Source organism: Oceanobacillus salinisoli (assembly GCF_009733865.1).
GTDB classification, from domain to species: domain Bacteria; phylum Bacillota; class Bacilli; order Bacillales; family Amphibacillaceae; genus Oceanobacillus; species Oceanobacillus salinisoli.
In genome coordinates, this window is sequence record NZ_WOFB01000003.1 from 205,067 (window position 1) to 219,711 (window position 14,645).

Sequence of the window (14,645 nt, forward strand, 5' to 3'; positions counted from 1 at the left end):
TAACCCATTACTGTTTAAATGTAATCACAGAAATAAAATAGTAGCAATTTATCCATTTTCTAAAACCAATTTCACGGGATAATCCTATTGAAGTTCACTTATCAGCTGGTCAAAAATATATAGGATAGATTTATAGTACTCCATGTAACGCCTTCTCCGCAAATCTTTGTAATAGCTATGCATTAACAGCAGTTCCATATTTTCCTTCGTCGATTCTATCTGTTGTGGATGAACGTTCACTTTTCTTTCTTTAACTGCTATTAAGGCCTCTTCCTCCCAAAGTTCCAATAACTCAAAAATAGGAGTCGTTTCTTCTTTTACCCGAAAGAAAAAATCCTTGTCTCTTACGTTTTCTGGCGGCTGACCATGTTCGAAGTGCTCTTTTAGATTGTGAAGATATTTCTTAAGTGATTTTGTTCTATTAATTAATTCCATTATGCTTCCGCCTTTATTTTGTTTCTTCTCTTCTACTGTAACATACTTCGTTCCATATTAGGAAAGCATAAGAATGAACATTATTTAGAAGAAGTTGGGACAAAAGTATTTTACTAAAATTTCATCGCTTGTGTCTCTGTCCAGATTATACAATTTATGAATTTGCTATAAAGAGAAAGATTAAACAGTAATAAGAGTTACAACACAATCTTCGTAAAAAACGATTTAGAATTTATGCTGATTAATGGTTTCTTTTGCCTTTAAAATTTCATCATGCTGGTTTTCGTAACGAAGCGAAATTTCATTTTCAGTTTTCATGATTAATTTCTGGTCCATGATTCGAATCTGATTGGTAATTTCATGTAAGGATGTTTCGAATTGCTTCTTATCCACACCATTGACATAAGGCTCTATTTTCTGAACTGCAACTGACATATCCTCACCTCATTTAAATATAAGATATTAACTATTATTTCGCTAAATGATATCCATCTCCTTCCTGTTCGACAAAACTAGAAAAAAACGTACAAAAGAAGTAAAAATCCTAATCTTTTTCTTATAATTAGACACAATAATAATAAAAGGAGGTATTAAAATGGATAAAAGTAAAGAAATCTTAAAGAAGGAAAGACAACAGCAAAAAGCAAAATCTGAAATAAAAGGGGATAAAAAATTAAACGGACCAAATCGTCCGTCCACATAACATTATCAGAGATCGTAATATTTTATCCCTCCTATCTTAATAAAAAAACCAATGAGGCTGGGACAAAACTGTTCTAGTTAAAGAAAATCCGAACCTGATTCAAAAATTCTTTTAGTTAGAATTCGAATTTGTTCGGATTTTTCTATTTATAAGGCTGTTTTCTAGATTGCGACTGCGGTTATTCATCCTCCGAAAAAATTTGTTGTTATTGACACAAAATGTATAAACTACGAACTAATCAAAATTTCCTATCGTGATGCTCTCGATGTTATAACAATGATAGCGGGCTTGCACCACTCCGTAGTAGAATTCCTCGGCCAAGGGAACAAATTTGCTTTTAGACGGCGAGTTTTCCCAGCACATTGTTTTTTATTATATCTGGAAGGATTACTGGTAATAGTTAGATTTATAAATGCCTATAATGCTAATAGAATGTTTTATTTTCTCAAACCCTCTCTCTTAATTTGGCGTATCCAAATAAAAGAATACGTTTGGAGTAAAACTTCTTGCCAATAGGTTCTTTGTTTGATTTCGGTAAGGTTTGGAACCACCCGGATTTTACACCCCTATATTTAAACCAGTCGTTACGAATAATATCCTTATGAGATATCACCGGATATACGAATCGAAGCATTGGATTTCTAGGAAGGAAAATTGGATAATATTTTTCATAATCATAACGAGAACCCGTGTGTTCCACGGTTAATAGAAAATGCATTATATCGGGATAAATTTCATTAGAAAACAAGATAGATGCTATTTCTTTACCTGTTTCAATCCGTTTTGCCAAATTAGTAAAGCGGGATATATAAATACCATATAAACCCTTTGACTTTGTTGGTAGGATGACGGCACTCATAAATAAAAAATCCTGCATCATATATGGAAAATTATAGAAAACATGTTTTTTAAAATAGGGTTGTTTGATAACTGGGTCATGAATCACATTTTGTTCATTAATAATCAGTGCGTTCATTAATCTGTCCTTATTTTTTGTTTTCCAATAACGATACCATTCTTTAACCATAAACTTAGAAACGTGAAAGTTAGATAGTAAGTGAAACATAGGTTTATGATTTCGTTTGGAAAGTTTATATACTAGTAATTGCGGGAATGCATCAGAGAAAATTAACCAGTTTGCCCGTTCATAAGTCATAAAAAGTTCGTTTTTTTCCTTTTTTCCTAGTAAGGTCTGGAATGGGGCTAAATGGAGATCGGTCATATTCCATCCAGCATTTCTGGAAACAATGCTCGCAAGCAAAGACCATTTTATCTCAGGAAAATCAAGATAGAAGCTTAGATATGCCTTCGTTCGGGATATATTATCAACATTCTGTGATTTTGTTAGCTTTGATATATAATGTATATAATCTTGTTCTCTATTCATAGTCAGACGCTCCTATGTATGTAAATAGTTAACAGTTCTAGTTAGTTTATTTCGTGACTCATATGCTTTAAGCCACCACACTGGTTGAAGGTTACTTTATAGTTATCATTTCATCATTTTTCTGGTATGATACTTTAGACTGGGAGGATATCAATGAATTATCCAAATGGACAGAAAAAAGCTGTTAACCAACACCAAATGCCAAAACAATCAAATAAGATTTATAGTAATCGCGGGATGTCTCTGGAAGAAGATATTAATATAACCAATCAATATTACTTAGATATGGATAAGGCAGTCATTCACAAAAAGCCAACTCCGGTTCAAATCGTAAAGGTCAATTATCCAAGTAGAAGTGCAGCGGTCATTACAGAGGCTTACTTTAAACAAGCATCCACTACAGATTATAATGGATTATATCGTGGAAAATATGTAGATTTTGAAGCAAAAGAAACAAAAAACAAAACCGTTTTTCCGTTAACCAATGTTCACGAGCACCAACTAAAGCATATGAAATCAATCGTGAATCACGGTGGTATTAGTTTTATCATTATTCGTTTTTCAATCTATGAAGAAACATTTTTACTGCCAGCAGAGAAACTTTTTGAATACTGGAACGACAAATTAAAAGGTGGAATGAAATCTATTCCCTATAAAGAAATAAAAGAGCAAGGCTATATGATTCCTTTACAATATCAGGCAAGGGTGGACTATTTAAGCGTAATGGATCAAATTTATTTTTCGTAACTTATCCAATATGGGCTTTACCCGTCCCACATTCAAAATATTGAATGAAGTCTCACTTTATAGATACGGAGGTTAGAGCGATGGCAGAAAATGGCCAAACTCGTACAGCAAGAAGAAAGCAAAAGAAATCAGCAAAAAAACCTGTATGGAAAAAGATATTATTAACCTTACTAACATTAGTTATCGTTGTTGGCATTGGTGTAGGTGCTGTAGTCACTTATTGGATATCTACTGCACCAGATATTGATGAAGAGATGCTCATGGACCCCTATGCTTCTGTTCTCTTAGATAAAAACGGGGAGAAATTTGCGGAGTTAGGTGCCAATCGAAAAAAAATAGAATACGAAGACCTTCCACAGGTGCTAATTGATGCTGTTATCGCAACCGAAGATGCCAGGTTTTTTGAACATCCCGGTATTGACTTAAGACGGATTGGCGGTGCGGTAGTAGCAAATGTAGTAAATGGGTTTGGATCTCAAGGTGCAAGTACCATTACACAACAAGTCGTGGAGAAATCATTCTTATCACCGGAAAAGGAATTAAGGCTAAAAGTTCAAGAACAATGGTTAGCATTAAAATTAGAAAGACAGTATTCCAAAGAAGAAATTCTGGAAATGTATTTAAATAAAATTTTCTACGGTGCTAATGCCTATGGGGTAGCAGAAGCAGCTGAACGATATTTCGGCAAAACCGATCTAAAAGAGCTAACATTGCCGGAAGCTGCCATATTAGCAGGTTTGCCACAGCGTCCAACGGCATATAATCCATTTGAAAATCCGGATTTAACGAAAGAAAGAATGAACACTGTATTAAACCTTATGGTAAGACATGACAAAATTACCGAAGAAGAAGCAGAAGAAGCTCGACAAGTTGATATCTCTGATTTACTTGTAGAAAAACAAGCCAATTCTGGACAATACGGTGCCTTTATACAACAGGTAGAAGCTGAAGTGAAAGAAAAATTAGATGGTGCAGATATTAGAACAGACGGCTTAGTTATTCATACGACTTTAGATACAGAAGCCCAGGAATATGTGGAATTTTTATTAACAGACAGTGAAGAAAACCCTATCTCTTATCCAAACGAACAAATGCCTGATATGCAATCGGCAATGGTGGTTCTCGACACAAAAACTGGTGCCATTCAAGCAGTAGGTGGTAGAAGAAATCCGAAAAACTCAGGTGAATACAATTATGCGATTCAAGACGGAAGTCAGCTTGGTTCCACAGCTAAACCAATTATTGCCTATGGACCAGCAATTGAATATAACAAAATGTCCACTTATCATCAAATTAATGATGATAAGCCATATGAAGTAGCCGGTTCCACCCCAATTAGAAATTGGAATCGTAGCTATTCAGGATGGATAACTGCAAGATATGCCCTTGAGCAATCTCTCAATGTCCCTACAGTTAAAGTGTTTGAGGAAGTTGGTGCAAATAATGCACAAACATTTGCTGAAAGCTTGGGGATTCGATTTGCTGACGATCAAATCAATATACGAGATGCAATTGGTGGTACAGCAACGAATGTTACCCCTCTTCAATTAGCAGGTGCTTATCGTGCTTTCGGTAATGAAGGAATTTATAACGAACCTTATGCCGTTACAAAGGTAGAATTTCCAGATGGAGAAGTGGTTGATTTAACCCCAGAACCTGAAGTGGTCATGGCTGATTACACAGCATACATGGTGACCGATATGTTAAAGAGTGTCGTTCAAAATGGAACTGGAACTGCTGCTAATATTCCAGGGCTACCGGTAGCAGGGAAAACCGGAACAACGAATTTAGAGGATGAATCTGGATCCCCGGATGCATGGTTTGCCGGTTATACAACGAACTATACCATAGCAGCTTGGTCCGGTGGTTACGTCAGAGATGAAGAGGAAAAGCTTAAACGTGCAGCATTACCCGATACGAAAATATCACAACAATTATTTAAGCATACAATGACAAAAATCTCGGAAGGAATAGATACTCCTGACTTTGAAAAACCAGATTCAGTAGTTAAAGCAAAAGTAGAAAAAGGTTCTAACCCACCAGCAAAACCAAGTGAACATACACCGTCATCTGAAATCGTAACAGAGCTATTCGTTAAAGGTACTGAACCAACCAGTGTTTCCGAGAAGTTTGATCAAATTGACCCAGTATCTAATTTACAAGCAGAATACGATGAAGACTCCATAAATGTAAGCTGGGATTATGAACCAAGTGAAGATGTTTCCTTTACAGTTAGCACAGCTGTAAATGATGGTGCTATGCAGGAATTATCTTCCACAGAAGAAACATCCTTAGAAATTAATGAAATTGAACCTGGTGAATATCAAATTCAAGTAGTTGTTGTGAGCAATGAAGATGACGAAAACAGAAGTGAACCTGTCACAACTACTGTTACTGTACCTGAAGAAGAACTTGATGACGATGAAGAAGAAAATGAGGAAGAGAATGAAGATGAAGCGGAAGGAAACATCAATCCAGTCGAAGGACTTAGTGCAGATTATATAGAAGACCGTTCCATTATTGATGTTACATGGAATTACAATGGTCCGCCAGCATTGTTTGAGGTATCTGTAAATGGACAGATTCATTCAAATTTAGTGGAAGCAAATGGAATCGAAATTGGTAATTCGACTCCAGGGCAAACGTATGATATTCGTGTTACTCCGATTGGACAGAATGGTGCCAATAACGGTGTAAGAGGAGAAACACGTAGTATCACATTCCAGGTACCTGAACCTGAGGCAGAGCCGGTATCTGAACAGGAAGAAGAAAATAGTGATGATAGTGGTAATGACAACGGTGATGATAATGAAGATGATGAATCGTAAGAAAAAGGGTCGAACTCCTAGCTTTGGAGTTCGACCCTTTTTATGCTTTCACTTCTTCTTTTTTCATTCTTTTCTGTCCTTCTCTGCATAAATCCAACAATGGACACTCTGCACAGTTCGGATTTCTTGCTTTGCAATGATATCTGCCAAAAAATATCATACGGTGATGTGTAACACTCCACTCTTCTTTTGGAACTTTGCGCATCAGTGTTTCTTCAACTTCCAATACAGAATCCTTCCATCTGCATATCCCTAAACGCTTAGATACCCGCTCTACATGTGTATCCACGGCAATTGCTGGCTCATTAAAAGCGATTGAAGCGACTACATTCGCAGTCTTTCTCCCCACTCCGGCAAGTTTCATAAGTTCCGCTTTACTGCGTGGAACCTCTCCATCATATTCATCAATTAAAACTTGACATAGCTTACGAATATTTTTCGCTTTGTTTCGATATAATCCAATTGATTTAATATCATTTTGCAATTCTTCCAATGAAACAGCTAAATAATCTTCAGGTGTTTTATACTTTTGAAATAAGCTTGCTGTTACTTTATTCACCAGTTTATCCGTACATTGTGCAGAAAGTAAAACTGCTATAACAAGTTCAAAAGGATTGGAATGATTTAATTCTCCCTTTGCATCTGGAAACATCTCAGCCATTTTGTCTAAGCAATATCTAATTTGCTTTTTATTTAGCATCCCGTTTAATCTTCCCCTTCTAACCAATTGTAATAAATGGATGTATCTCTTTTTCTAACATTGTCCTGCTTCACAGCTTGTTTATGATGAAAGTTTCTGCTTGCATTTCTAGCTTGTTCAACAGTATGAATTCCCTTTTTCTTCCATTCTCTTAGAATTCTGTCAATATATTTGAAATTTAGTTTACCCATTAACACAGACTCACGAAGCCCTGCTTTAATCAGAGAGGGTTCGATATGATCTTCATCCAGCCAACCATTTACCATTTCAATTTCAAATGGGGATAATGGTCTGCCGAATTCCTGTTCAAATAATATAAAAATACTTCCATCTGACGTTTTCTCTTGCTTTTCGTCATTTACATACAGCCTTTCAAAAAGTGGAGAAAGGGAATAGGATTCACTTAATTTATGCTGTTCGTTTTCTTGCTGATCAATTTTTAATATATTCTTTTGGATTAATTTGCGCAAGATTCGAGCACATTCTTTGTCATCAAGTGTCATATAGTTTGCAATTTCCTCTGGTGTAGGAAAATCCTTGTTTTCCCGAAGAAAGTTTAACAAATGCAGCACTACCATCACTTCCTGCTCATCAAGTTCCAGTGATTTATAATTCTTTAATAATTTTACAGGAACCGGAACCTGATCAAGAAAAATTTGTTGAAACGGAATAGATTTTGACATATTGAAGCACCTCGTTCTAAGTATATCACATGATTGACGGTATGATTAGAATACGCTCTTTACGGAAGCTTTGTTGCTTTTTAATATTCTCAGTAGATATAAACTGCGAACTAAATTTAGATGATGGTGGAGCTTAATCTACGCTCCGAAAATACACTACGCGCACCTTAGCGCGACCCGTGAGCCTCCTCGTGCTGTCTCGTCTTTAGGGGTCTCACTTTGGTCACTGTTCCTGCAGGAGACTCCGTGTATTTCCTCCGCTAGTTTGTGCTATTCAACTTTCTATCTGAAGTTGCTAATCGATGTTTGATTGGATTTCTCTAGAGTACAAAGATATCTTCTTTTTTCGATCTAACGTTGTTCAGGTAACCTGGTGAAGTACGTATCTTTTTACTAAGGTTTCTCTTCATGTGAAAGAAAGTTTTTAAAACGTCCCTTTTATAGGATTTTATCTATACATAAATCAGAAAACCATTACTAGCGTAGGCAGAATACGTAGACTCCTCGAAAATAAAAACCGATTTTCTTCGTGCGATGTAGAGCTGCAGACCGCGTTCCTTGTCCTGTGGGAACAGCGCGTGTCCAGACCTGAGCAGCGGTGGTTTTCCGCGAGGAGGTTGAGCCGTGCCCACGAACCGTAAGTATTCTGCCGGAGCGAATACAAGCACGCTTTCACCATTAGAACAAGCGAGAGCACCACAATAGGAATTGTTTGCTATGTCGCAGTTTATAATATTAAGTGACAAAAGCAACAAAGCTTTTTGTGGGAAGAGTAACTCAGTGCCACTCTTTTAGAAAAATAGTCTTAGAATATAAAATCCCTTGCATATGCAAGGGATTTTATATTTGTTTTACGGATATAGACGATTTAATAATCTTGGGAATGGAATTGTTTCTCGAACATGCTCTACCCCAGATATCCAGGCTACCGTTCTTTCCAGGCCTAGCCCAAAGCCGGAGTGTGGGACACTGCCGTATTGTCTAAGTTCCAAATACCATTTATATGCTTCTCCTGTCAGTCCATGCTGTTCATAGCGTTCTTTCATAAGCTCCAAATCATCAATACGCTGTGATCCACCAATAATCTCTCCATATCCTTCTGGTGCAATTAAATCTGCACACAATACTACTTCAGGACGGTCCGGAGCAGGCTGCATGTAAAATGCTTTTATTTCAGCTGGATAATTTGTAATAAATACAGGCTGGTCAAAACTTTCAGCGATAGCTGTCTCATGGGGTGCACCAAAGTCCTCTCCCCATTCAATATCCGTGAATCCTTTATCTTTTAATAATGTTATTGCATCATCATAAGATATTCTAGGAAAAGGTGCCTTTACCTTTTTCAATTGAGATGTATCTCGTTCTAAAATATCGAGCTCTAGTGTACAGTTTTCAAGTACAGATTGTACAATAAAACTAACGTAATTCTCTTGAACTTTTAAGCTTTCTTCATGGTCGACAAAAGCCATTTCGGGCTCTATCATCCAGAATTCAATAAGATGTCTGCGGGTTTTTGATTTTTCGGCTCTAAATGTCGGTCCAAATGAGAAAACCTTTCCTAAAGCCATTGCGGCTGCTTCCATATATAATTGACCACTCTGCGATAAATATGCTTCTTCATCAAAATATTTTGTATGAAATAATTCGGTGGTTCCTTCTGCTGATGACCCTGTGAGAATTGGCGGATCTACTTTGACGAAATCATGATCATTGAAAAACTGATACGTTGCACGAATGATTTCATTTCTTACCTTCATGACGGCATGTTGTTTCTTGGAACGCAGCCATAAGTGGCGGTGATCCATCAAGAATTCTGTTCCGTGTTCTTTTGGTGTGATGGGATAATCGACTGCTTCCTGAATCACTTCAATGCCACTTACTTGCATTTCATAGCCAAATGGCGACCGTTTATCCTCAACAATTTTACCAGTTATATACATGGACGTTTCCTGTGTCATATTTTTCGCCGCTTGGAATGTTTCTTCTGGTACATCGCTTTTTGCAACGACACCCTGCATAAATCCTGTTCCATCACGTAACTGCAGAAATGCAATTTTGCCACTGGAACGCTTGTTTGTTAGCCATGCACCTATGGTTACTGTTTCTTCTAGATGTTTGGGTACTTGTGATATAGTTGTTTTCATAGGAAAGATACCTCCGTCATTCTGTTACTCATGATTGATGATTTATTACAAATCGTTTAATTCTATTAGCTGCTTCCATTAGGTCATCCAATGCTAATGCATAGGAAAGTCGAACATTTTCGGGAAAACCAAATCCTGCCCCAGGGACAAGTGCTACCTTTTCCTCTTCCAAAATAGCTTTCACCCAATCATCCGCATTAGAGAAACCGTTCATAGCTACCGCTTCTTTTACGTTTGGGAAGATGTAAAATGCACCCTTAGGTTTCTTACAGGAAATTCCAGGAATATCCGTAATTAATTCATAAAATGTATCTAACCTTTCTCCAAAAGCTCTTTTCATTTCATTCAAAGAACTCTCATCTGCCTGATATGCTGCCAATGCTGCATACTGAGCAATAGAAGTCGGATTTGAAGTGGAATGGGATGCCAGGTTTGTCATTGCTTTAATGATATTTTTTGCACCTGCAGCATAGCCAATTCTCCATCCCGTCATTGAATGAGATTTGGAAACTCCATTGATTACGATTGTTTGTTCTTTTAATTCAGGTGATAACGAAGCAATGGGAACATGCTCATCTGAAGTATAAATCAGCTTTTCATAAATTTCATCTGAAACAATGACAATGTTTTGTTCCAAGCAAATCTTCCCTAATGCTTTCAATTCTTCTTTACTATACATCATACCTGTTGGATTGCTTGGAGAATTAATAATGATTGCTTTCGTTTTTGGTGTGATCGATTTTTCTAACTCTTCTGGTGTTAATTTAAATTCATTTTGCTCTAGAGCAGGAACAATGACTGGTTCTCCTCCAGCTAATTTAATTTGTTCCGGATAACTAACCCAGTATGGAGCAGGAACGATGACTTCATCTCCTTCATTTAATAAAACTTGAAATAAAGTATATAGTGCATGTTTTGCTCCAGATGTAACAATCACTTCATCTGCTGTATAAGATAATTGGTTATCCGCCTTAAATTTATTTACAATCGCCTCTTTAAGCTCTGCGATACCACCTGCTGGAGTATATTTTGTCATTCCGTTTTTCATTGCATCCATAGCAGCTTCTAAAATATAATCCGGAGTATTAAAGTCTGGTTCTCCAGCACCTAGTCCAATAACGTCATGACCTTGCTTTTTTAATTCTTTTGCCTTGGCTGTAATCGCTAATGTTGAAGATGGTGTTAATGTTTCTACTCTTTTGGATAATTGCATAAAAAATTTCTCCTCTCTAGTTAAACATTCGCTTAAATCGAAATTGTTCATACGTTGAACCATCATATATCGATAAATAATCTAATCCATATCGGTTGTCCTCATCATAGTATGTAATCTCCCATAAGATACTATCCTCGATTAAAGCAGGAGTGATTTTAACTAAGTCACAGTTTTCGCATGCTGCATTCCATCTGCTGTAAATCTCCTCTTTTGAAATAATCTCGGAAGTATTCACTGTCGTAATGATTTTTTCAGTACCTTCTAACGGATAAAATATAATCTTTTCTTCGTTTTCTTCATTTTTGCCATAAACAACGTGATATGCTTCATCTCCGTGAAACAATTGGATATTACTCACTTCTGTGATGGATGTTTGCTTAATAATGTTTTCCTTTGTTTTATCGAAATCTGCTGTCCTGTTGTTATGAATATCCTGATATAAATAAATCCCAAACGCTATACATATGATAATAAATACCAGCAGAAACAGGATACTTTTACGCAACCATTTACGTCCTGTAGATTGTGAATATCGCTTGTTCTTCATTTTCCTCATCCAATGCTAATCCAAACATTAAATCATTATCTTTTAGTGTTCGATTTAATGTATCGACAATTTTATACAGTTCTGATGAATGTTGAAGCCTAACGGTTGATAATGTTTCAATTTTATTATTATCCATCATTTTCCCTCCAGATAAAATGCTTCTTTATTTATCAAATTTTGTTAGTCATAGTTCAATTAGATATGCAAACAATAATATTACGTTGATATTATCAAGATGAAGCATATTTAAAGTATACCAATTTTCACGTATCCATTGCTTTATTTTTTTATAATACAACTAAAAAATTCTTCGCCCATACCATTATAACCATATTATACTGATGCAATTAATTGCATCAGTAATTTTTTTACACACCTAACTAAAACCATTCTTTTGCTTTATGCATAAGATTTTTAGTTGTGTCGTATGTAATGGGAACTTCTGGAATGGAATTGGAGAAATACTTTCCATAACGTGCTTTCATCATTCTTGCATCGCAAACAAACACAATTCCCCGATCATTGGAAGAGCGTATTAACCGGCCAAAACCTTGTTTAAAGCGAATGACAGCATTTGGAAGGGAGTATTCCATGAAGGGATTTTTCCCCTGTTCCTTTATGTAACTGGATTTCGCTTCGTAAACTGGATGGTCTGGCGGCTGAAATGGCAGTCTTACAATCATTAAACAGGAAAGGTCATCGCCAGGAATATCCACACCTTCCCAAAAGGAGCTCGTTCCCAGGAGAATAGCTTGATCAAAGGTTTGGAAATTTTTCTTCAGTCTTGTTCTGCTCCCACTTGTAATACCTTGACCAATTAACATATATTGATCCAGCTCCATGGTATCTCTTAATAATTGATACGACTTCTTCAACATATCATACGAAGTGAATAATATTAGCATTCTTCCACTCGTAATTTCCGCCAGCGATAAGATTGCTTCACAGGTTGCATAGATATATTCATCCATACTCCCATATTTAATATCAGGAAAATCATTTGGTACCATAAGCTGTACCTGTTCTTTATAAGAGAATGGCGAATTTATTTTTTGTGTGACCAGTCGATCAGGTGGCAGACCTAATCTCTTCTGTATAAAGGAGAATGAATGATTCATCGTTAATGTTGCACTTGTTAGAACAACACTGTCTTTTTTTTCAAAGAACTCCTTGGATAATAACCTCGAAACATCTGTAGGTTCACAGTAAAGGAAAACGGCGTTATTCCTTCCCTTCGTGTCAACCTCAATCCATCTCACTTGGGGAATGTCGTCCTTTGTTAAAAATAAAGTTTCTAAACCATCAATAAACCCCTGCAAGAATTTGGCAATTCCATTTAAATCATCTTTATCATATTTGTCCAGCAGTTCTTTTTGAGTGAGATGTTGTTCGATTACTGCCAGAATATGAATTAAATCCCTAAAATAAAATGTTAATCTTGTCGCCATTTCATTAATGACATTCCATTTTGTTGGGTCTTCCTTCTCTTCCTCATACCGATATTGGATTCTTCCTATATCACTAATTGCTTTCCCATCTTTTTGCCGATTTAGTACATAATGAAAAAGCGTTCGAAAAAAATCTTCCACTTCATATCTTGCAGAATCGAGGGTGTCATCCCATTGTTTTAAAGGAAGTTCATCATGTAATGGATAATGAGCAATAATTTTTCCTAATGATTTGTTTTCATCAGAATGACCGACTTGATTAAGAATATACTGCATGTTCATGTAATCCATTTGTAAACCATAATGATGAGAAGCAGTCTCTTCAAAGTGATGAGCTTCATCAATTATAATTTTCCTGTAGGAAGGCAAAAATTGATAATCATTAAAAATATCCGTGCATAACAATGCATGATTGGTTATAATTATATCTGCTTGCTGTGCTCTTTTTTTCGCCTTTTGGTAATAGGATTTCGAAAACCAAGGAGAATGCGGGTCTAACATTCCTTCTGCATCTGTTGAGATTTTTTTAAAAAACAGATATCCACTGGATGGTAAATTAATTTCATCGATATCTCCTGTTTCCGTTTCGGTTAACCAAACCAGAATCATTGCTTTCGTTAATACAATATCATAATTGTCATTATGCCCCATCTCTAACTCATGAGCAAATTTTTCTAAACTGATATAATGATTCTTTCCTTTTAATAACGCTATTTTAAAAGGAAAATTGACTAGTATATTGATTAATGGAATCTCTTCATCAATAAGCTGTGACTGAAGCTGTGTGGTATATGTACTGATAATGATTCTCTCATTCGTTTTTATTGCTTCAAAAATGGCTGGAAGTAAATAGGCTAATGACTTACCAGTACCTGTTTCAGCTTCAACTAATGCATGCTGCTTCGCTTGAAAAGCGTCGAATATGATTTCTGACATTTCTCTTTGGCCATTTCTGCGTTCATAATTTATCTTATACTGCTCCAATGTTCCATTTTCTTCATATATATCATCTAAATATTCCCCAAAGGATTGTTCGATGGAGAAGGTTGATTTTTGTGTCTGCTCTGTCTTTTTAAAAGCTAATCCATGAAAAGTTTCGATTGTTTCATTTTCGTTAACAGAAAATGCCAAATCCTGGTGTCTTTTATATAATAGCGCATATAAATCAGATTTAAACATTTTCTCTAATTTTAATAAAGAATCAATCGTTTCAAACGGTAAAGAAAATAGTTTTTCTTTTAATCTTAATAGTACTTTTGCTGTTACATAGGCATCTGATAAAGCTCGATGCGGATCATCATGCTCAATATGCAGGAATTCTGCTAATTGTCTAAGTTTATAGCCGGGGGATTTCGGAAATAAAATACGCGCAAGCTCAACCGTATCAATAACCGGATTTTTTAATGGGTCCCTGCCGTTTTTTTTCAGTTCAGCATTTAAAAAACCTAAATCAAAGGGTACATTATGTGCTACAAGATAACTATTTTCAAAAATGTTTATAATTTCATCTGCTTTCTCATGAAAGAAAGGAGCATTTTTTACATCAACATCAGAAATCCCGGTTAGATTAGATATGAAAGGTGGAATGGATTTATCTGGGTTAAAAAAAGTAGATTTGGTATCTACTATTTGATCATTTTCTATTACAACAATCCCCACTTCTATAATTTTATCATCATTTACTGGTGAGTGACCTGTTGTCTCTAAATCAATGACGACATATCTATTTTCCATTAAAGTCCACCTAACTTTCCAAGACTTTGAATAATCAAAAATTAATCTTCTATTCTTATTTAAGTTGCGTGAA

Annotated in this window: 12 protein-coding genes; 2 read left to right on the forward strand and 10 right to left on the reverse strand. The window is 35.9% G+C overall.

All coding sequences use genetic code 11. The annotated features are described in order from the left end of the window. Window positions 1-84 precede the first annotated feature (84 nt). The 3 genes from GMJ66_RS04835 to GMJ66_RS04845 all read right to left on the reverse strand — a co-directional run bounded on the left by GMJ66_RS04835 (window position 85) and on the right by GMJ66_RS04845 (window position 2,525). Window positions 85-435 (reverse strand): DUF1798 family protein, encoded by a 351-nt coding sequence (locus GMJ66_RS04835; RefSeq protein WP_156289203.1) that lies wholly within the window; start codon window positions 433-435, stop codon window positions 85-87. 225 nt (window positions 436-660) lie between these two features. Beyond that, a complete protein-coding gene (locus tag GMJ66_RS04840) occupies window positions 661-870 on the reverse strand; it encodes a hypothetical protein (RefSeq protein WP_156289204.1) in 210 nt (69 codons plus the stop codon). A 713-nt stretch (window positions 871-1,583) separates the two neighbouring features. Further along, on the reverse strand, window positions 1,584-2,525 hold the full coding sequence (locus tag GMJ66_RS04845) for a DUF2515 family protein (protein ID WP_156289205.1): 942 nt from the start codon (window positions 2,523-2,525) through the stop codon (window positions 1,584-1,586). Between the two features lie 153 nt (window positions 2,526-2,678). Here GMJ66_RS04845 and recU point away from each other — a divergent pair, with 153 nt between their 5' ends. Beyond that, complete coding sequence (gene recU / locus GMJ66_RS04850) at window positions 2,679-3,272, forward strand: Holliday junction resolvase RecU (RefSeq protein ID WP_156289206.1); 594 nt, start codon at window positions 2,679-2,681, stop codon at window positions 3,270-3,272. 80 nt (window positions 3,273-3,352) lie between these two features. Then, a complete protein-coding gene (locus GMJ66_RS04855) occupies window positions 3,353-6,100 on the forward strand; it encodes a transglycosylase domain-containing protein (protein WP_156289207.1) in 2,748 nt (915 codons plus the stop codon). Between the two features lie 40 nt (window positions 6,101-6,140). Here GMJ66_RS04855 and nth read toward each other — a convergent pair whose 3' ends face one another. The 7 genes from nth to dinG all read right to left on the reverse strand — a co-directional run bounded on the left by nth (window position 6,141) and on the right by dinG (window position 14,572). Further along, window positions 6,141-6,800: an endonuclease III gene (gene nth / locus GMJ66_RS04860; RefSeq protein ID WP_156289208.1), complete on the reverse strand. Its 660-nt coding sequence runs from the start codon at window positions 6,798-6,800 to the stop codon at window positions 6,141-6,143. Between the two features lie 5 nt (window positions 6,801-6,805). Next, window positions 6,806-7,483: a DnaD domain-containing protein gene (locus GMJ66_RS04865; RefSeq protein WP_156289209.1), complete on the reverse strand. Its 678-nt coding sequence runs from the start codon at window positions 7,481-7,483 to the stop codon at window positions 6,806-6,808. An 851-nt stretch (window positions 7,484-8,334) separates the two neighbouring features. Next, the gene (asnS, locus tag GMJ66_RS04870; RefSeq protein WP_156289210.1) at window positions 8,335-9,627 is read right to left on the reverse strand and encodes an asparagine--tRNA ligase; all 1,293 of its coding nucleotides are present in this window, start codon (window positions 9,625-9,627) and stop codon (window positions 8,335-8,337) included. 28 nt (window positions 9,628-9,655) lie between these two features. Continuing rightward, a complete protein-coding gene (locus GMJ66_RS04875; RefSeq protein ID WP_156289211.1) occupies window positions 9,656-10,840 on the reverse strand; it encodes a pyridoxal phosphate-dependent aminotransferase in 1,185 nt (394 codons plus the stop codon). A 16-nt stretch (window positions 10,841-10,856) separates the two neighbouring features. Beyond that, entirely contained in the window at window positions 10,857-11,390 is a 534-nt protein-coding gene (locus GMJ66_RS04880; RefSeq protein WP_197046603.1) for a cell wall elongation regulator TseB-like domain-containing protein, read from the reverse strand. Further along, window positions 11,353-11,526, reverse strand: coding sequence for a YpmA family protein (locus tag GMJ66_RS04885; protein WP_156289213.1), 174 nt, complete (start codon window positions 11,524-11,526; stop codon window positions 11,353-11,355). Before GMJ66_RS04885 ends, GMJ66_RS04880 begins: the two co-directional genes overlap by 38 nt. A gap of 244 nt (window positions 11,527-11,770) precedes the next feature. Then, complete coding sequence (dinG, locus tag GMJ66_RS04890) at window positions 11,771-14,572, reverse strand: ATP-dependent DNA helicase DinG (RefSeq protein ID WP_156289214.1); 2,802 nt, start codon at window positions 14,570-14,572, stop codon at window positions 11,771-11,773. Between the last annotated feature and the right edge of the window lie 73 nt (window positions 14,573-14,645).